Below are 18,808 nucleotides of genomic sequence, written 5' to 3'. Positions count from 1 at the left end.
CCCCACCCCCACCACCAGGACCGGCCGGCGCACCGCGGGGTGCGCCGGCCGGCCGCTTGACGACCACTGGCCGTGGCGTCCGGGGCGACGTCGCGGCGATCTCGCGTGGGCACTCCGCGAGAACGTTCCGAGGTGAGGCTCCGGCCACCGTGAAGCGGAAACCCGGTGTGCGTGCAACCTTTCGACCCGCCCACCGCATCTACCTGATGTCAGGGTGCTGTGAGGGGGAGGGGTGCTTCAGGTGTAGTCACGGACCCGCGGACCCGGGGCGGGTGCCGGCGCCCGGTCGCCGCCGGACCGGCGGTCCGTCAGCGTTCTCCTCATCGGCGGGGCCTTCTCGGGAATTCACCGGAAGCCCTTTTCCCGCATGCCGTCCGAAGAAATGCGCGGCGGAATTCACGGCTGGACTCCGGGTATCTGTGACACGGCCGGGACATTACTGTTCGACTGGTCGTTCGATGCGTCAGAAATGGGCGCTAGCATTCCGGCATGGCTTCTCAACTTCCCCCGATATGGAACGCGTCCGACGCCGGAGAGAACCCGCCGGCGCGAAGTTCGCCGCTGCGGCTGGTCCGCCACGGTGGGACCTTCCTGGGCGTGAGCGTGGTGTCCGGTGCGCTGCTGGCCGGTGTGGCGCTGCCCGCCGTCGGCGCGTTCGGGCTGACCGCCAAGAGCACGGCGGAGAGCTTCGAGGACATTCCGGGCGAATTCAAGACGCCGCCGCTGACGCAGGCCACGCAGATCTTCGACGCCAAGGGCGGGCTGATCGCCAAGGTCTACGAGCGCGACCGCACCGTCATCCCTGCCGACCAGATGTCCCCGTTCATGCGCCAGGCGCAGGTCGACATCGAGGACGCGCGGTTCTACGAGCACGGCGCCGTGGACCTCAAGGGCGTGCTGCGGGCGGCCGGCAAGAACGCGGAGAGCGGCACCGCCTCGCAGGGTGCCTCGACGCTGACCCAGCAGTACGTGAAGAACGTCAATGTGGAGAAGGCCGGCGAGGACCAGGCGGCCGTCCTGGAGGCGCAGCGCAAGACGCTGGGCCGCAAGATCCAGGAGCTGAAGGTCGCCATCAAACTGGAAGAGGAGATGACGAAGGACGAGATCCTCACCAACTACCTGAACATCACCTTCTACGGTCACGGCGCGTACGGGGTGGAGGCGGCCTCGCAGCGCTACTTCGGCAAGAGCAACAAGGACCTCACCGTCGCCGAGGCCGCCACGCTGGCCGGCATGGTGCAGAACCCCTCGCTGTACGACCCGGTGCGCTACCCCGAGAACACGGTGAAGCGCCGGAACGTGGTGCTCGACAAGATGGTCGAGAACAAGCACCTCACCGCGGACCAGGCCAAGGAGGCGAAGGCCGCGCCGCTGGGTCTGCAGTACCGGGAGCCGCAGAACGGCTGCATCACCGCCCAGGCGGGCATGGGCTTCTTCTGCGACTACGTCCGGCACGTGGTGAAGCAGGACCCGGCGTTCGGCGCGAGTGCCGCCGAGCGGAAGAAGTTCTGGGACCAGGGCGGTCTCAACATCTCCACCACCATGGACCCGGACAAGCAGGCCGCCGCCCAGAACGCGGTGACCACCAAAGTGAAGGTCACCGACTCGGTGTCGGCCGCCGCGACGATGATGGAGCCGGGCACCGGCAAGATCCTGGCGATGGCCCAGACCCGCCCCTACGGCCTGGACGCGAAGAAGAACCAGACGGTCGTCAACCTCAACGTCGACGCGGCGATGGGCGGCGGCAACGGCTTCCAGCCCGGGTCGACCTTCAAGCCGATCGTCGCGGCCGCCGCGATGGAGGCGGGCCTGTCGCCGGTCACCGAGTACTCCTCCCCGAACAAGCTCGAGTACCCGACGATGAAGACCTGTGCGGGCACCTGGAAGAACACCGACAAGCCCAAGACGGTGGTGCCGAACGAGTCCGCCAGTGAGAAGGGCCCCTACCAGCTGAAGGAGGCGATGGCCCGCTCGATCAACACCTACTTCGTGCAGATGGAGCAGGAGATCGGCCTCTGCTCGGTCAAGCAGATGGCGAACAAGCTCGGCATCACCACCCGGGCCAGCGGCAAGCCCCTGGACGAGGTGCCGGCGATGGCGCTGGGCGTGGAGGAGATGAGCCCGCTGACCATGGCCAACGTCTACGCGACCTTCGCCGCCGGGGGCAAGTACTGCGCCCCGACCGCGATCAACAAGATCACCACCGTGGACGGCAAGGACATCGCCGTCCCGGCCGCCAACTGCGGCCAGGCGTTCTCCGAGTCGACGGCCCAGGTGCTGAACACCATCCTCAACGGCGTGACCGCGGACGGCACCGGCTCGGCGCTCAACCTGGAGGGCGACCGGCAGATCGCCGGCAAGACCGGCACCTCGGACAAGAAGCGGGCCGCCTGGTTCAGCGGTTACACCCCGCAGCTCGCCACGTCGGTCTGGCTCGGCGGGCCGGCCGGCGGTGTCGAGATGCGCAACATCACCATCGGGGGCAAGCACTTCTCGGAGGTGTTCGGTGCCGACGGCCCCGGCCCGATCTGGCAGCTGGCGATGAACCTGGCCCTTCGCGGGGAGCCGAAGAAGTCCTTGAAGATGGCCGACATCCCCGACCCGGCGCCGAAGACCGACCCCAACGCGAGCGGCTCGACCCCGCCGTCCGCTCCGCCGGCCACCACCCCGGCCGGTCCGCAGCACTGACGCCCGCGGCTGGTCGGGGTGCGCGCCCCGACCACCTGCCGTGGTTCTCCCGTCGCCGGGCTGCCGGACAACCGGGCGGCCCGGCAGCCCGGCAGCCCGGCGGCTCAGGGGCGGTGTCGGAGGCGCCCGTTAGCCTGGCGCCATGCCTTTGCTGAGTCACGCCGTGCTGACCGACCCGGAGTTCCTCGTCCCACCGGTCCCCGACTCCCCGCCGGGCGGCGTCGCCTGGCTGAGGTCGTCCGTCGCGCGCTTCAGCAGCGGCGCGGCCCACCGCCGCAGACGTGCGCTCGCGGAGGCCGAGCTGGCGTCCGTCGACCCGGACGCTCTTCGGCTGCGGGCGGCCGAGCGGGGGGACGGGCCGGTCGAGGTGCTCGCCGAGGCGCTCGGCCTGCCGCCGGAGGTGGCCGGGGACGTCGCCGTCGTGGCGGCGTCGTACCAGCCGCACACCGCGGTCACGGAGGAGGCGGACCGGGCGCTCGCCCGGCTGGTCGAGGTGTGCGGAGGCGTCGCCGACGAGGCCACGGCGAACCGGATCGGGCTGCTCGTCCAGGCCTGCGACGCGACCAAGGCCCTGGTGGCCCACGCGGTGGCGGGGCGCACCGATCCGCCGGTGCCCCTCACCCGCCGGGTGGCGCCGGACGGCACGCTCGTGGAGGTCGGCCTGGCGGACGAACCGTTCGGCGCCGGCCCGCACGCCTGCCCCGGCCGTGCGCACGCGCTCGCCCTCGCGGCCGGCCTGGTGGAGGCGACGGCCCGATGACCACCGCCTTCCACGCCCTGCACCACGCGGACCGGCCGTTGCTGCTGCCCAACGCCTGGGACTTCGCCTCGGCCGCGGCGCTGTCCGCCGCCGGGTTCGCCGCCCTCGGCACCACCAGCCTCGGCGTGGCCGCGGCCAACGGCATTCCCGACGCCGCGGGCCTGGCCCGGGACGAGACCGTGGCACTGGCCGGGCGGCTGGTCCGGCTGCCCTGTCCGGTCACCGTCGACATCGAGGCCGGCTTCAGTACGGACCCGGCCGAAGTGGGCGACCTGGCAGTCGAGTTGGCCGAGCTGGGAGTCGCCGGGGTCAACCTGGAGGACGGCCGCGACGACCACCTGGCCGACCCCGCGGCGCAGGAGGCGCTGGTCCGCGAGGTGAAGCGCCGGGCGCCGGGGATCTTCCTCAACGCCCGCACGGACACCTACTGGCTCGGGGTCGAGGCCTCGGTGCCCGCGACGCTGGACCGGGCGCGACGGTACGTGGACGCGGGCGCGGACGGCGTCTTCGTGCCCGGTCTGGCGCGCGAGGGGGACATCGCCGCCGTGACGGCCGCGGTGCCGGTCCCGGTGAACGTCCTGCACCTGCCGGCGCTGGGCCTGGACCGGCTGGCGGAGCTGGGCGTGCGCCGGGTCAGCACCGGCTCCCTGCTGTTCCGTGCGGCCCTGGGTGCCGCGGTCGGTACGGCGGTCGCCGTCCGGGACGGCGGACAGCTGCCCGCCGGCATCCCCGGCTACGCGGAGGTCGACGCGCTCAGCGGCTAGCCCGGGGCCGACCGGCCGGGGTGTCCGGCGCCGCACGGGGCCGGCGCCGGACACCCCGGCGGTCCGGGGAGGTCACGGCGTGGCGTGGCGGAGGATGTCGAGGACTTCGTCGGTGATCGCGGCCTCGTTCCGTTCCAGATCCGGGCCGGTGAGCCGGTCGGCGTGCTCGGGGAGGCCGGTGAGCACGGGGGTGTGGAGGTGGCCGCCGGGCAGCCGCGGGGCGAGTTCCAGCCGCAGTCGGTTGGAGCGGTAGGCCACCTCGTTGGACAGGTACCCGCCGCCCCCGCCCTCGACGGCCCGGGAGCCCGGGGTGGGACCGTCCTCGCGGTCGACCGGCGCGTCGCCCCCGGCGGGGATCTCGGTGACCACGGTGTTCAGCTGGACGGGGTACGGCTGCTGCACGGCGGTCATGGCCGCGGCGGGCAGGGTGGTGGCGATGAACTCGGCACCGGGCCCCATGCCCGGGGCGGTCACCGGGTGCTCCCGGGTGCCGCCGGAGAGCGTGCCGGTGTTGTCCGGGTACGGGTCGGCGGAGCGGGCGCGGCCGGCCCAGGCCTCCACGGTGAACAGCCCGGGGTAGCCCTGGCTGATGGTGGTGATCTGGTCGGCGGACCGCGGGCCGGGCGAGAGGCGCGGACCGAAGGCGCGCTCGACGATGCCGTGGTCGAAGTCGGCGTAGCGGACGGGGAGCAGTACGGCCCGGATCTCGGCCCGGGTGCCGTCCGCCAGGGTGATCCGCAGACCGTTCAGCCGCAGGGCGGCGGCGCCGGAGGGGTTGGCGCGGCGGAGCTCGCCGTCGAGGCCGAAGGGGTCGAAGCCGCTGACGAACACCCGGCGCAGGCCCGGCGTCCCGCTGAACTCGTTGTCCAGCAGCCCGCGGGAGGCGTCCTCGAACCGCGAGCGGAGGTCAGTGGTGTCGACGGGGAAGGCGGGCTGCCACTGGGCGAGCCGGACGGTCATGGCCAGCCGCGTCCAGTAGAGCGGGCGGTCGTCCCGGGCGGGCAGGTCGCCGCCGCGCCGCCGGTCCTGGGCGCGGTCCACCGCCGCCCGCCAGAGCGCCCGGCCCCAGGCGTCCACGAGTTCCCGGGCCTCGGCGGCGTTCCGCGCGGAGCACAGGGCGGCGGGGAACCTCCCGACGAAGTCACCGAGCCCGGCCCGCTCGGTGAAGGCGGCCGCCCTCGGATCCGCCAGCCGTGCCTGTTCGGCGTCGACCGGGGGCGCGGTGGCGGCGCGACAGGCGGGCTGGGTCTGGGCCGCCGCGCTGGTCGGGACCAGGGGGAGGGCGAGGGCGCCGACGAGGCTCGCGGCCAGGAGATAGCGGGTGCATGTCATGAAGTGTGACATTACATCGATCTGCTGACGCTCCGCCAGATCGCCCCGGGGCGGCCTGCCCCGCCGCTGCCGGCGGCGCCGGGCCCCGGCGTGGACGGTTGACACCGTCGTGCCCCGGTCCCTAGCGTGAGGCGCTCCGTCATTACCGGCCGGTAGGGAACGCTCATGGACGCCGAACGCCCGTACGACCTGGTCCTGTTCGGTGCCACCGGCTTCACCGGCGCACTGACGGCCGAGTACCTGGCCCGGAACGCGCCGGCCGGCTGCCGCTGGGCGCTGGCCGGGCGCCACCGGAGCAAGCTGGAGGCGCTGCGCGCGCACCTCGCCACCCTGGAGCCGGGCTGCGCCGACCTCCCGCTGCTCATCGCGGACTCCACCGACCCCGGCTCGCTGCGGGAGGTGGCGGCCGCGGCCCGGGTGGTGGTCTCCACCGTCGGCCCCTACCTCAGCCACGGGGAGCCGCTGGTGGCCGCCTGCGCGGACGCCGGCACCGACTACGTCGACCTCACCGGCGAACCCGAGTTCGTCGACCGGATGTACCTGCTGCACCACCGCCGAGCCGTCGAGACCGGTGCCCGGCTGGTGCACTCCTGCGGCTTCGACTCGGTGCCGCACGACCTGGGAGTGCTCTTCACCCTGGAGCGGATGCGCGAACTCGGCGCCCTGCCCGACGGCGCCGCGGTCTCGGTACGGGGCTTCGTCCGGGCCGGCGGGACGTTCTCCGGCGGCACCTTCGCCTCCGCGCTGACCGTGATGTCCCGCCCCCGCGCGGCCGCCCGGGCCGCGCGGGAGCGCCGCGCCGCCGACCCCCATCCGGCCGGCCGCAGGATCAGCGCCAAGGCCGGCCCGGTCCGGCGGTCGGCCGAGGCCCGCGCCTGGGCGGTGCCGATGCCCACCATCGATCCGCTGGTGGTCGCCCGCTCGGCCGCCGCACGGCCGGACTACGGCCCGGTCTTCCGCTACGGCCACTACGCGGCGGTTCGGCGGCTTCCGGTGCTGCTGGCCGGCGGCGCCGGACTCGCCCTGCTGGCGCTCGCCGCCCAACTGCCGCCGCTGCGAAGGGCGCTGACCGGCCTGCGCAAGCCCGGCGCGGGGCCCACCGCCGAGCAGCGCGCGGCCTCCTGGTTCACCGTCCGCTTCGTCGGCGAGACCGGCCCCGGGCACCGGGTCTTCACCGAGGTGTCCGGGGGCGACCCGGGCTACACGGAGACCGCCAAGATGCTCGCCGAGTCGGCGCTCAGCCTCGCCTACGACGAACTGCCGCCCACCGCCGGCCAGGTCACCCCTGCGGTGGCGATGGGCAGCGCGCTGATCGACCGCCTGACCGCGGCCGGTCTGCGCTTCACCGTCCTGGACGCTCCGCCGGCCACCGCCCCGAGCCGGGGTTAGCGGCGGGCACCACGACGGCAGGGCCCCGACGCCCCGGCCCGCCCCGGCCCGGCCGGGGCGAGGCGTCGGTCAGGACAGGATCTCGATGAACCCGTCGGTCCCGTGCACGCGGATCCGCTGCCCGTCCCGGATCAGCCGGGTGGCCCGCTCGACGCCGACGACGGCCGGCAGGCCGTACTCCCGGGCGATGACCGCGCCGTGGGTCATCAGGCCGCCCACCTCCGTCACCAGCCCCGCGATGCCGACGAACACCGGCGACCAGCTGGGGTCCGTGAAGGCCGTGACCAGGATGTCGCCTGCTTCGAGATCGGCCTTCGCCATGTCGAGGACGACACGGGCCCTTCCCTCGACCGTCCCGGCGGACACCGGTACGCCGACCAGGGCCCCGGCCGGCACGTCGTCGCGCCGGTACGACCCGGTGAGGGCCTCACCGTCCGAGGTGAGCACCCGGGGCGGCGTGAGCGCGTGGTACGAGCGGAACGCGTCCTCGCGCCGCCGGAGGAGCCCGGCGTCCACCCGGTGCGTTCGTACGACGGTGTGGAGTTCCTGGAACGTGAGGTGGAAGGCATCCTCCCGCTCGGTCAGCACACCGGCCTCCACCAGGCGTTCGGCCTCCCGGAGCAGGGCCTGCTTGTAGACGGCGTAGCGGCTGATGATGCCGTACTTGGGGTACTCCCGGTACCCGATGAAGGTGCGGACCCGGTCGATCATCGCCTTGGTCTCGGCGGCCTTGAGGTCCCCCTCCGGCAGGGCCCGCAGGCGGGTGAGCACGTCCTGTTCCTTCTGCTCGGCCTTCCGCCGCCCCTGCTCGAAGCGCCGTGCGGCGGCGCCCGGTTCGAAGTTCCGGACGTGGTCGAGGATCACGGGCACCAGCGTGTCGGGGCGTTCGCGCCACCGCGGCCTGGTGATGTCGATCTCGCCGACGCAGCGCATGCCGTACCGGTCGAGGTAGGCCTCGATGGCGTCCCGCGCCTCGGTCCCGCCCGCGAGCTTCGCCAGGTCGTCCAGGAAGTCCTCGTCCCCGACGCCCCGCAGGAACGCCACCACCTCCGGGTGCGGGCGGATCACGTCCGCGACGTCGAGCAGCGCCAGCCCCATCTCCGACGTGACGTTGCCGGGGGCGGACAGCGTCAGGGTGTCGGCCGCGTTCTTCTCGCCCAGCCACTCCCGCAGCTTGTCGTTGAGCCACCAGGTGGCCTCCATCCCCGCCATGATCGCCTGGAGGCTCAGCGGGTCGCTGAGCACCCGCTTGTGCTCCTCGAAGGCCTCCAGCAGGAAGTCGAACAGCGCCGGTCCGGTCTTCGTCCGGATGTCGCGCTCCAGAGCGGCGACGGACGCCCGGCTGCGTTCGATCAGCCCGGTGACGATCGCCGGATCGGTCGCGATCGGGGTGGGCGCGCCACCGGCCGGCGGGCCGACGGGCGCCGCGTCCGGGACCGTCGGGACGAAGTCACCGCGGTCCAGGACGGTCTCCAGCGCGTCCCTGACCAGCGGATCGCCCCTCCCGATGAGGTCCAGGAGAGCGACCCGGCCGGTGGGCGAGGCGAGGCGCGGGGTGACGTCCACGAACAGCCTGCCGCCGGCCTCGTGCATCGCCACCATGGCCGTCAGCTGCCACATGGAGTACCCCAGCGGCTTCATGGGGTCGGTCATCATCTGACCGTGACCGACGGAGACGTAGACGTGGTTCTCCCGGTCGCCGCGCTCGGGGACGGGGAACAGCGTCGTGACCGGCCGGCTCTGCACGATCCGGAAGCCGTCGTCGACCAGGCACCACTCGATGTCCTGCGGGGTGCCGAAGTGCGCCTCGATCCGCCGCCCGAGCCGGACGAGCCGGAGGACCTGCGCATCCGTCAGCGCGGGCTGCTCGCGGCGCCGCGGCTCGACCGCCACCTCCCGCGTGCCGCCGCCCGGCAGGGCGTACAGGGCGCGCTGCTTGGTGGCGATCGTCCGGGCGACGACCTCGCCGCCGCGCACCTTGAAGACGTCCGGGTTCACCAGCCCGGAGACCAGGGCCTCGCCGAGGCCGAAACCGGCGTCCACGGTGGCGACCGTCCGGTCGCCCGTGACGGGGTCGGCCGTGAACAGGATGCCGGCCGCCTCCGGGAGGACCATCCGCTGCACGACCACGGCCATCCGGACCGTACGGTCGTCGATGCCGTTGCGCCGGCGGTAGACCACCGCCCGCTCGGTGAACAGCGAGGCCCAGCACAGGCTGACGTGCCGGAGGACCGCCGCCGGCCCCACGACGTTCAGATAGGTGTCCTGCTGGCCGGCGAAGGAGGCCGTCGGCAGGTCCTCCGCCGTCGCGCTGGAGCGGACGGCGTAGGCGGCCCGCTCGCCGAACCGGCCGAGTGCGCCGGTGATCTCCGCCGCGAGGTCGTGGGGGAGGGCGATCTCCTCGACAGCCCGGCGAATCCGCGCGCTGAGGGTGCGGACCCCTTCGCGGTCGTCCGGGTCCAGGCGCGAGAGTCGGTCGAGCAGACCGTCGATCGACGGAGCCTGCGCCATGATCCGCCGGAAGGCGTCCGTCGTCACGCAGAAGCCGTCCGGCACGTGGACGCCTTCGATCCGCGAGAGCGCGCCCAGGTGCGCACCCTTGCCGCCGACGATCGCGCTCTGGCTCTCGTCCACCTCATGAAGATCCCGCACGTACTGCTCATTCATTGCCGTACCTCCGGGGCAGCCGTCTTCCCTTGCGCTGCGGCGGCCGGTCGGATCACCGGCGCCCGCGATTTCGTCGAACTTCCTGTCGAGCACGTTCCTCATTCCCGCCGGCCGTTCCGCCGGCGCGTCGGCCGGGGCGTACCCCCACGCATTCGCACCGGGCACCGGCGACTCCACCGCTGGCCCCGCCACTGGTCCTGCCCACTGGTCCTGCCCCTGATTCGACGCCACCGTGCCCGCCGTGCGTCGACAGCGACACACGGCCGGCGCACCCCGATTTCCGCAGGTGGTGGCTTCGGCCGACGATTCTGCACCGTGCCGGGGGCCTTGCGGCAAGCCCCCCGCTGCGCTATATCTTGATAACGGCAAGGAGAGACTTCTCCTTGCCTTCGCCATTTCCGGGCCCATTCCCGTCCGATGGAATGACGAGCTTCTCGCACGTGCGGGCGCACCGCCGTCCGCCGGATCCGGACGTGGAGCGGTGGGGCGGGTGGGGTGGTTCGCCCGGCGTGGTGCGTGAGGTGGGCACGTTCCGGGTCCGCACCAGTGGTGCTGCTGCTGTTTTCGGCCGAGCCGCGTCGGACCCGGGTGGGTTGTGTAGGCGTTTTCACAGGTGGCGGCGCCGGTTCCGGTTTGCGGTGCTCCATGATCCGATGGCTTCCGGCCGAACTTCCCGAGGCCCATTGCCGCAGGTGCCGGGACTGGTGGAGGCTCCCCTTCAGACAGCGAGGGTGCGGCCTCCAGGTGTTCCTCTACGAGATTGGACTACACCATCATGGCGATTCGCAGAGTGGTCTCCTCCGTGGCCCTGGCCGGCGTCCTGGCCGGTGGCGCGCTCCTGGCGGCCCCGGCCGCCCAGGCGACCGGCTTCACCTACATCGGGATGTACCCGAGCGCTGCCGCGTGCGAGACCGCGGGCAAGGCCTACGTGTCGTCGGGCCAGGCGGTCACCTACTTCTGTGACGCGGCCCCGAACACGGCCCGCCTCTCCGTCTGGTTCTACTGACCCGCCGGCTGGATCGACCCGCGGGGCCGGTACCCGGAAGGGCGCCGGCCCCGCGGTCCGCCGAGGGGGCATGCCACCGGTAGGGCCCGGCCGTTGTCGGAACCGCGTGGAACGGGTGGCGCTCACCGCCCCGTTCAGCCCGGCAGGGCCTTCGCGACCTCCCGCGCCAGGTCCACCTGGTCCCCCGAGGGGGAGGTCGGAAGCGGCCCGGTCTGCCGCGACCATGCGTCGTCCATGGCGAACCAGTCGATCGCCGCCGGCGGCGCACCGCTCGTCAGAGCCTCGTCCAGCGACGAGAAGTAGGAGCTCCACCGCCGGGCGTAGAGGCCGGCGACCAGGCCCGCCCACTCCCGGTTCGCGTAGTCGTGCAGCCCGTGGACGTCGCTCGGGACGCGGCCGCTCCAGTTCGCCAGGACCGACCGTGCGTCGTACTCCAGCCGGTCGCGCTCCGCCGCGTCGGCGCCCCACGAGCGGGCGGCGGCGATCCACGGCCCGACCATGGACCGCGCGTCGGTCCCGGACAGGCGGTCGACCAGCGCGAGGTCGGCCTCCCACTCGCGCACCAGCGACCGGAACAGCGTCCGGTTCCGCGCGTGGTAGGCGCTCGCGATCTGCGGCAGCAGCGCTCGTGCCCGGTTGTCCAGCGCCTGCCGGGCGACGTTCACCAGGTCGAACCGGTACGCGTCGCAGGACCGCAACGCCGGTGACACCAGCAGCAGTTCGTCGAGCGCGGCGCGCACCCGTGCCGGGTCGTAGCGCATCGCCGGGGGGCTCCACGTCGCGGCGGTCGCCACGGTCAGGCTCGGGCGCGCCGCGAACAGGCTGTCCTGCGCCTCGCTCCACCGGCCGGACGGCATGCTGTACGGGCCCTGCCGAAGGGCCTCCCACGCCGCCGCCGCATGCGGGTCGGCCGCGCCGTAGCGGCGCGCCGCGTAGGCGGCGAACCACGCGGCCTGATCGATCCCGGCGGGCTCCCAGGCGAGCCGGCCGAACAGCTCGAACGCCGCAGGATCCGTCCCCACCGCCTCCGGCAGGTACGCGATGCCCTGCAGTGCGCTGCCCGGCTTGGTCCGCCGCTGCTGGAACCGCCGCACCCAGACGGCCGAGTTCGCTCCCGGCGAGGTGTGGCCGCCGAAGTTCGGGATCGTCCCGAAGGCGTACGGGGCGCCCTGCCACTGCGGCTCGCGGTCGAGCCCGTCGTAGCGGTCGGCCAGGCCGTCCAGGATCAGCATCCGGTCGCGGTCCACCCCCGACAGCACGGCGCCCGACGGGTTGCTCTCCCAGCCCAGGATCGCCCAGGTGGCCTGCGGGTGCGCCGCCAGCAGGGCCCGCTGCACGGCCCCGGCCGCGGCGCCCACGTCCACCGGCCCCGCGGTGCCGCCCTCGTGCAGCAGGTCCATCTTGTACATCGCGCTGTCGCCGAACGCCTCGCGCTGAGCGCGGTAGTAGGCGGCCGCGAGTCTCGGGAAGGCCGCGCTCGTCGGGTCGAGCCAGTCGGGACGGTCGAGCCCCACCCAGGTGCCCTGCGGTACCACCCTGGCGTCGGCGTTCCTCGCCGCGAAGCCGGGGGGAACGGTGCCGAAGAAGCCGGGCAGCACCGGTGTCATCCCCAGACCGCGGAGGTGGTCCGCGATCCGTCGGCCCAGGGCCGCCCGGGCGGTGAGCAGCCGCTCGGACTCCGGCCCGCCGACCCCGCTCAGGTTCTGCAGCAGCCACCAGCTCTGGTGCGCGGGGGCCGGGATCCACGACCGCAGCTCGGCGGCGCTGTAGCCGAAGCCCTGGAGCGCCTGGTAGTAGGGGAGTTCGGCGCCGGTCTGGACGAACACCTCGTTGAAGCCGTGGAGCGCCAGGACGTCCGCCTCGTGCTGGTACGCGGCGAAGTCCCGGTAGGCGCCCGAGTAGCCGGCGTCGGTGTCGTTGAGCGCGTAGCGGTGCGGGACGACGGCGGTGCGGCCGACCGGGGAGCCGACGCCGGGCAGGACGGCGGGCAGCGCGCCCAGCGAGTCTCCCGGCAGGCCGATGTCCACGTCGGCGACGTTCTCCAGGTACCAGCCGGCTCCGGTCAGCAGACTCGCCGGCGACGTCCCGGACACCGTGACGGCCCCTGCGGTGCCGGACACCGAGAACGAGTCCCCGCCCGCCCCCTTGGCGACCGGGACCAGCGTGAACTGGTCGTGCTGCGCCGGCAGCAGACGCGCCAGAGCGGCGGCCGCCGGACCGGGATCGAACGCCGGCCCGGCGGCCGCGCCGGCGGGAGCCCCGGCGAGCGCCCCGGACACGGCCAGCGCGAGCGCCAGCCCCGACCGCCCTGCGGTGGAAGCCATGGTCACCGGGATCTCCCATCGAGTGCGGGGCGGGTCCAGTCCTTCCTCGAATATGGGGGCCGAGGGGCCGCTGCCGGACGTTCTAGCGGCCGGTTCGGCGGCGGGGGCGCGGCGTTCACCCGTTCGACGCACCCGGGGCCGAAGTCGAGCTGCCCCGGCGCGGGCGTCACGGCAGGCGGCCCCGCCCCCTTCCGCGCGGTCAGGCGTCGGTGCCGGGGTCGGCCCGGTCGAGGGCGGACGCGAGGATGTCGTGCAGCTCCTGAGTGGTCGTCAGGTCCCGGTGCTCGGGGCGGTTGTCGCCGGTGTCGAGGTCCACGTCGTCGAGTTCGGTCTCGCCGCTGCTCCAGACGGTGATCATGACGGCCCGGCGGCCGGCTTCGAGGGTCAGCCAGGCGCTGTTCTTGAGCCGGCCGTCGTCCGGGGAGTGCCCCAGTTGGGTGGCGATCCCGCGTGCGCGGACAGCCGGCTCGTTCGCGGCGAACCAGTCGGCGAGCGCGTGGGTGAGGTCCGGCAGCCGTGGGCTGCCCCCGCCGTGGGGTGGGCGAGCTGGAAGGCGAGCCGTTCGTCGGCCCGGTCGCCGATGCGGGTGAGCACGGTGTCCAGGTCGATGAACTCCTCCCAGGCCGACCTCCCGCTCGCCGCGGCGAGCCTGGCGACGACGAGGTCTTCGAGCCCGGGGACGCGCTTGTTCTTCCAGCTCGTGTCGGCCAGGCTGACCAGGAGGTCCTCCGTCCCGGCCGCCTCGGTGGCCCAGGCGGCGTGCGTCGCGGCGAAGCGTGCCCGGTCGGCATCGACGCCCCGGGCGAGGAGGAGGTCCCGGCCGGCCTCCTCGTGCCGTGCGCCCGGACCGGACAGCTCGGCGGGGTGCAGCGTCTTGCCGATGTCGTGCGTGGCGGCGCCGAACAGGACGGCATCCGGGTCGATCCCCAGATCGAGGCCGCGGGTGGCGAGCCATTCGAGGAGTTGCCCCGCGACGTCGTGGACCACGCGGAGATGGGCGACCAGACGTGGCGGAGCGTCGACATCGTGCAGCAGTTCGGCTGCTTCGATCGGCAGCGGCCGCAGCCGGGGCCGGTCGGTGTCCTGGAGGGCGATCGACAGTACTCGGGAGGTCGTCACCGCGACAGGGTAGCCGGTGGTATCGGACGATTCAGGGGTTTGCCGTAACGCTCCTCCCGGCCTCCCGGCCTCCCGGCCTCCCGGCCTCCCGGCCTCCCGGCCTCCCGGCCTCCCGGCCTCCCGGCCTCCCGGCCTCCCGGCCCCCGGCCCCCAGTCCTCGGTCGAGGTGTCCGGAGGTCCACCATGGAGTCCCTTCGTCGTCCTGCTGTCCTGTCACGGTGCTGACGACCCTTCAACCGGCGTCCGGGAGCCCGTACCGGACCTCGGTCAGCCGCTCGGACAGCTCCCAGAGCCGGCGCCCGGTCTCGGCGTCGGCCGCGGCGGGTGCGAGTGCGACCCGAACCGGGGCGCCGCGCAGTTCGCCGGGGCCGCTCGGGCCGATGAATTCGCCGCTCGCCAGTCCCGGCCGGGTCGCCGCGTAGAGCTGGGGGAGTGCGCCGCGGTCGGGGTGCTGGCCGAGCGGCCGGGCCAGCCGGCCGAAGAGGAAGCGGTACAGGGCGGTCGGTGTGCCGGTGACGATGTCGGTGGCGCTGAAGCCGGGGTGGGCGAGCAGGCTGCGCACCGGGCTCCCGGCGGCGGTCAGCCGCAGGTGCAGTTGCCGGCCGAAGACCGCGTTGGCGAGCTTGGACTGGTTGTAGAAGGCCATCGGCGCGTAGTGCCGCTCACCGGCGAGGTCGTCGAAGCGGATCCGCCCGCGCCGGTGGTTGAGGGAGGTGACGGTGACCACCCGGGGGTCGCGGCCCTCGGCGAGCAGGTCGAGGAGCAGCCCGGTGAGGGCGAAGTGGCCGAGGTGATGGGCGGCGAACTGCAGCTCGTGGCCCTGGGCGCTCAAGGTGCGTGGCGGCGCCATGACGCCGGCGTTGTTGACGAGGACGTCCAGCCGGCCGTGGTCGGCGCGCAGGCCGGCGGCGAAGGCGCGGACCGAGGCGAGGTCGGCGAGGTCGAGCCGGCGCACCTCCAGTCGTGCCCCTGGCTGGTCGGCGCGCAGCTCCGCGACCACCCGCCGGCCCTTCTCCTCGTCGCGCACCGCCAGCACGACGTGGCCACCGCGGTGGGACAGCGCGCGGGCGGTGGCCAGGCCGAGGCCGCTGGTGGCGCCGGTGACGACGAAGAGCCTCCCGGTCTGGTCCGGGATCTGCTCGGCGGTCCACTTCTGATGTTCAGTCATGCGGCACATGCTGACGTTGCTGTCACTCGGTGTCAAGATGCGCCCGAGTGCCGCCCAGGGCATCGCGCTACCATGACCCGGTGACCTCCCGCCCCGCTCCGGACCGCCCCGCTCCGGACCGTTCTGCCCCGGACCGTCCCGAACCGACCCGGCCCGCCGGCCGCCCCGGTCTGACCATGGCCGAGCGCAAACGCCGGCTCGTCGCCGCCGAGTTGGCCGAGGCGGCGCTGCTCCTGCTGGCGGAGAAGGGCTTCGAGGCCGTCACGATCGACGAAATCGCGGTCACCGCCGGGGTGTCCAAGCGGACGTTCTTCCGGTACTTCGCCTCGAAGGAGGACGTGGTCGTCCAGGTGCTGGCCGATCTCGGCCCCGGGATGTGCGCCGAACTCGCCGCCCGTCCCGCCGCGGAACCGCCCTCCGTGGCGCTCCGTCACGCGGTCTGGACCACGCTCGCCGCCTGCGCCGACGGCCCGGACCACGCCGGCCACGGTGACCGCGCCCTGCGCGTGGTGCAGCTGATCGTGCGGACGCCCGCGCTGCTCGGCCGCTTCCTGGAACGGCAGGCGCAGTGGCGCGACGAGCTGGCGGCCGAGCTGGCCGCCCGCCTCGGGCTCGATCCCGCCACCGCGATGTACCCGCCCCTCGCGGCGGGGATGGCACTGTCCGCCTTCGACACGGTGCTCCGCCGATGGAGCGACAGCGACGGCACCGAGGACCCGGCCGCGCTGATCGACCACGCCTTCGCCGTCCTGGCCCCGGCCCTCGACGCGGTCGGGGCTTCGCGGGCGTGACGACGTCCGGACCGCGACACGGTCGCGGTGCCCGGGCGTGCCCACGGGCTTGCGTCCGGCCCGCAGCTGCGGCGGGGATCGCGGGCGTGATCAAGGGTGTCATGTTCGACTTCTCCGGGACGCTCACCCTCGACGGCGCACAGGGCCTGCGCGACCGCCCGCGGTACCCGGCCCCGCAGGTGCCGCTCACGGCCCCGACCGCGCCGGCCCGCCCGGCAGGGCCGCCGCCACGGCGAACGACGGCCAGGCCCAGGAGATGCGGCAGAAGGTGGATGCCGCTGGGAGCGCCGTCGCGCAGGCCGACTCCGATGCGAGGCAGGACAACTGACGTACCCGCACACTGCCGCGGGCGTTCCACCTGGTAGGGCGAAGGGCCTGCGCCTCACTCCGGAGGGGCAGGCCCTTCGCCCTACCCGCGGTCGCCCGTCGAACCCCGGACCGCGGACGGTCGCCCACCCGGGCCGGCGCGCGCCGGTCGACCGCTGCCCGACACGTTCTCAGCCGAAGTCGGGGATGGGGTGGTCGGGGGCGAGTGCGGCGGCGATGCGCTGGGCGATGGTGTGGGCGCTGTGGCCGCCGGGGGCGGTGGGGCCGTCGGTGGTGGAGACGGCGATGGCCAGGTGCTCGCACGGGAGGTAGTTCTGCGAGGCCGAGTAGCCGAAGAACAGCGGGTGCTGGGAGATCCATTCGTTCAGCACGAGCACGCCCATCCCGTAGTGGGTGGCCGGGGTCTGCGCGATGCAGACCGTGGCGGGGCACTTATCGGTCGGCGTGCCCAGGCCCACCGTCCCCGGGTTGAGGAACTCCCGGTAGGAGGACGGGGAGAGCAGTTCGCCCGAGCCGAGGCCGACGGCCGAGCGGGCCAGGTCGCAGATGTCGGTGGTCTCCACCGCGCCGGGTGCGGTGGTCCACGAGGGGTTCCAGAAGGTGGACTCCTCGTAGGTGCCGCGATCGGAGGTGAAGGCGTGCAGGACGGGTGTCGGGATGTCGGGCGTGAAGCTGTTGCTGGTCTCGTGCAGTCCGAGCGGGCCGGTGACCAGCTGCTGGAGCAGGACGTCCAGCCGGGTGCCGGTGATCTTCTCCAGCGCGGCGCCGAGCAGGACGAAGTTGGCGTGCGAGTAGCTCCAGTTGGTCCCCGGCTCGTACCAGAGGTCCTGGCCGGTGGAGATGCCCACCAGTTCCTCGGGGGTCCACTGGCGGAACGGGTCCGCGTAGACCGTCTCGCCGAAGCCGGGGCTGGTGACGTAGTCGACGAGGCCGGTGGTGGAGGCGCCGAGCATCCGCAGGGTCATCCGGTCGCCGTAGGCGTGCGGGAGGTCGGGCAGCCAGCGGCCGATCGGGTCGTCGAGGCGGACCTTGCCGTCGTCGACCAGCCGCAGGAGTGCGGTGCCCAGGTAGCTGATCGCGATGTTGCCGTTGCGGAAGTGCATCGCGGGCTCGGCGGGGACCCCGGTCATCGACTCGCCGAGGGCGGAGGTGAGGAGTTCGCGGCCGTCGACGGTGACCCGCAGGATCACGGACTTGAGGTCCATCTCCGTTCTGGCCTGCTCGGCGATCCGCAGCACGTCGAGCGCGGCGCCCTCGGTGGGGGCGGCGGAGCTGACGCACGGTCGGTGGTGGCCGGCGGTTCCGGCCGCACCACTGGCGGTCGTGACCGGGGCGCCGAGGGCGACGAGCGCGGTGGCTGCGGCGAGGCACAGCAGGGAGGTCCGGCGGGAGGGTCTCATCCCCGCAGTATCGGCACGGGAGCCCCGGTGCCCCGCCCTATCGGCCCCCGACCCGCGCGGGCGTCACCCGTCGGGCCCGTCGCCGGCGTCCTCCCCGCGTACGTGCGGCGCCGCCCGCCGCTACCGCTGCCTTGTCCGTGGCCAATCCGGGTTGTCCGCCGCCCAGCTGCCGGTTGCCGCCTTCCTGTAGATGGACAATCACATCGGGTCGCAGGGTGGGGCCACCACCGGTTCTTCGGACGGGGTGGTGGGTCCCGTGGCGCAGCCGTTCCTGCCGAGGAGCACGGCCGGCACACGTCGCGGCATCCTCGGGCTCCGGCGCTCGGTCGCGAACGGCGCCGCACCCGGGAACTGCTCCGGTCCACGCAGCGCGGGACGGCCGACACCGGCAGCACGAGGTCCCCGGGGCGTGAGCCCGTTCGGCAGGGGGCGCCGGTGGTCCCAGTACCGCCGGGCATCCGAGCACCGCCGGGTGTCCCCAGCACCGCCGGTCGTCCGAGTACCGCGCACGGAGAGCACGGCAAACCGCACGATCCACGAGGAAGAGGAAGCACACATGGTGAAGCACTTCGCCCTGGCCACGGCCGGTGCCGTCCTGATGATCGCCTCCGCGGCCGGCACCGCCGCGGCCCAGGCCCCCGCCGGCGAGACCGGCGCCGCTCCCGCCGTGATCCAGCCGATCGCCGTCGGCGCCGACTCCCTGGCGACGGTGTGGGACAACTGTCTGCACGGCCAGGCGTGCCTGTTCTCGGACACCAACGGCGGCGGCCAGCTCTGGGTGGTGCCCAGCGCCGGGTCCTTCAAGCTCGCCAACTTCGGGATGAACGACAGGACGAGCGCCTTCTGGAACAGGAGCGGCGGCACCCTGAGCCTGTTCGACGGCTCCGGCTACACCGGGTACCTGATCGGCTCCGGGCCCTACGGCGCACCGGTGAACGTCCCGTGGGGGGTCAACGACAAGGCGAGCTCCGTCACGCTCTACTAGAGGTCGCCGCGTACCGGCCGTCCGGGCCGCCCGGGTCCTCGGTGTCCTGACCGCGGCACGGTGGCCGGTCCCCGCGCGATGCGATCAC

The 18,808-nt window shown here is 73.6% G+C and carries 13 protein-coding genes and 1 pseudogene; 7 read left to right on the top strand and 7 right to left on the bottom strand.

Translation table 11 applies throughout. The features are described 5' to 3' along the window. The first annotated feature begins 489 nt into the window (after positions 1 to 489). The 3 genes from ABZ495_RS15280 (at position 490) to ABZ495_RS15270 (ending at position 4,212) form a co-directional block, all read left to right on the top strand. Positions 490 to 2,688: a transglycosylase domain-containing protein gene (locus tag ABZ495_RS15280; RefSeq protein ID WP_359836184.1), complete on the top strand. Its 2,199-nt coding sequence runs from the start codon at positions 490 to 492 to the stop codon at positions 2,686 to 2,688. 142 nt (positions 2,689 to 2,830) lie between these two features. Further along, the gene (locus ABZ495_RS15275; protein ID WP_359836182.1) at positions 2,831 to 3,448 is read left to right on the top strand and encodes a hypothetical protein; all 618 of its coding nucleotides are present in this window, start codon (positions 2,831 to 2,833) and stop codon (positions 3,446 to 3,448) included. Next, entirely contained in the window at positions 3,445 to 4,212 is a 768-nt protein-coding gene (locus ABZ495_RS15270; protein ID WP_359836180.1) for an isocitrate lyase/phosphoenolpyruvate mutase family protein, read from the top strand. The genes ABZ495_RS15275 and ABZ495_RS15270 overlap by 4 nt, the downstream gene beginning before the upstream one ends. A 72-nt stretch (positions 4,213 to 4,284) precedes the next feature. Here ABZ495_RS15270 and ABZ495_RS15265 read toward each other — a convergent pair whose 3' ends face one another. Next, positions 4,285 to 5,544 carry a pyroglutamyl peptidase gene (locus tag ABZ495_RS15265; RefSeq protein ID WP_359836178.1) on the bottom strand — a complete coding sequence of 420 codons (1,260 nt, stop codon included), beginning with the start codon at positions 5,542 to 5,544 and terminating at the stop codon, positions 4,285 to 4,287. A 165-nt stretch (positions 5,545 to 5,709) separates the two neighbouring features. Between ABZ495_RS15265 and ABZ495_RS15260 the strand changes: the two genes are divergently transcribed. Further along, complete coding sequence (locus ABZ495_RS15260) at positions 5,710 to 6,933, top strand: saccharopine dehydrogenase NADP-binding domain-containing protein (RefSeq protein ID WP_359836176.1); 1,224 nt, start codon at positions 5,710 to 5,712, stop codon at positions 6,931 to 6,933. A gap of 69 nt (positions 6,934 to 7,002) precedes the next feature. On the opposite strand, the gene rph is transcribed toward ABZ495_RS15260, so the two are convergent. Further along, positions 7,003 to 9,600 carry a rifamycin-inactivating phosphotransferase gene (rph, locus tag ABZ495_RS15255; protein WP_359836174.1) on the bottom strand — a complete coding sequence of 866 codons (2,598 nt, stop codon included), beginning with the start codon at positions 9,598 to 9,600 and terminating at the stop codon, positions 7,003 to 7,005. 775 nt (positions 9,601 to 10,375) lie between these two features. Between rph and ABZ495_RS15250 the strand changes: the two genes are divergently transcribed. Then, complete coding sequence (locus ABZ495_RS15250; protein ID WP_329485413.1) at positions 10,376 to 10,606, top strand: hypothetical protein; 231 nt, start codon at positions 10,376 to 10,378, stop codon at positions 10,604 to 10,606. A 134-nt stretch (positions 10,607 to 10,740) separates the two neighbouring features. On the opposite strand, the gene ABZ495_RS15245 is transcribed toward ABZ495_RS15250, so the two are convergent. The 4 genes and pseudogenes from ABZ495_RS15245 to ABZ495_RS15230 form a co-directional block, all read right to left on the bottom strand. Next, positions 10,741 to 12,930 (bottom strand): alpha-N-acetylglucosaminidase, encoded by a 2,190-nt coding sequence (locus tag ABZ495_RS15245; protein ID WP_359836172.1) that lies wholly within the window; start codon positions 12,928 to 12,930, stop codon positions 10,741 to 10,743. Positions 12,931 to 13,129: 199 nt separating this feature from the next. Beyond that, on the bottom strand, positions 13,130 to 13,288 hold the full coding sequence (locus ABZ495_RS15240; RefSeq protein WP_359836170.1) for a hypothetical protein: 159 nt from the start codon (positions 13,286 to 13,288) through the stop codon (positions 13,130 to 13,132). 176 nt (positions 13,289 to 13,464) lie between these two features. Continuing rightward, positions 13,465 to 14,025 (bottom strand): annotated as a pseudogene (locus tag ABZ495_RS15235) (HD domain-containing protein); the annotation flags it as partial. A 256-nt stretch (positions 14,026 to 14,281) separates the two neighbouring features. After that, a complete protein-coding gene (locus ABZ495_RS15230; RefSeq protein ID WP_359836168.1) occupies positions 14,282 to 15,217 on the bottom strand; it encodes an oxidoreductase in 936 nt (311 codons plus the stop codon). 176 nt (positions 15,218 to 15,393) lie between these two features. Here ABZ495_RS15230 and ABZ495_RS15225 point away from each other — a divergent pair, with 176 nt between their 5' ends. Further along, positions 15,394 to 16,008 (top strand): TetR family transcriptional regulator, encoded by a 615-nt coding sequence (locus tag ABZ495_RS15225; protein WP_359808940.1) that lies wholly within the window; start codon positions 15,394 to 15,396, stop codon positions 16,006 to 16,008. Between the two features lie 497 nt (positions 16,009 to 16,505). Here ABZ495_RS15225 and ABZ495_RS15220 read toward each other — a convergent pair whose 3' ends face one another. Beyond that, positions 16,506 to 17,735, bottom strand: coding sequence for a serine hydrolase domain-containing protein (locus tag ABZ495_RS15220; protein WP_359836166.1), 1,230 nt, complete (start codon positions 17,733 to 17,735; stop codon positions 16,506 to 16,508). Positions 17,736 to 18,291: 556 nt separating this feature from the next. On the opposite strand from ABZ495_RS15220, the gene ABZ495_RS15215 reads away from it, so the two are divergent. Further along, positions 18,292 to 18,720 (top strand): peptidase inhibitor family I36 protein, encoded by a 429-nt coding sequence (locus tag ABZ495_RS15215; protein ID WP_359836164.1) that lies wholly within the window; start codon positions 18,292 to 18,294, stop codon positions 18,718 to 18,720. Positions 18,721 to 18,808 lie beyond the last annotated feature (88 nt).

It is taken from the genome of Kitasatospora sp. NPDC005748 (assembly GCF_040630735.1).
In the GTDB taxonomy this organism is placed as follows: domain Bacteria; phylum Actinomycetota; class Actinomycetes; order Streptomycetales; family Streptomycetaceae; genus Kitasatospora.
Note: the sequence above shows the minus strand (reverse complement) of the source record. Positions and strands in the feature narration are given on the sequence as shown.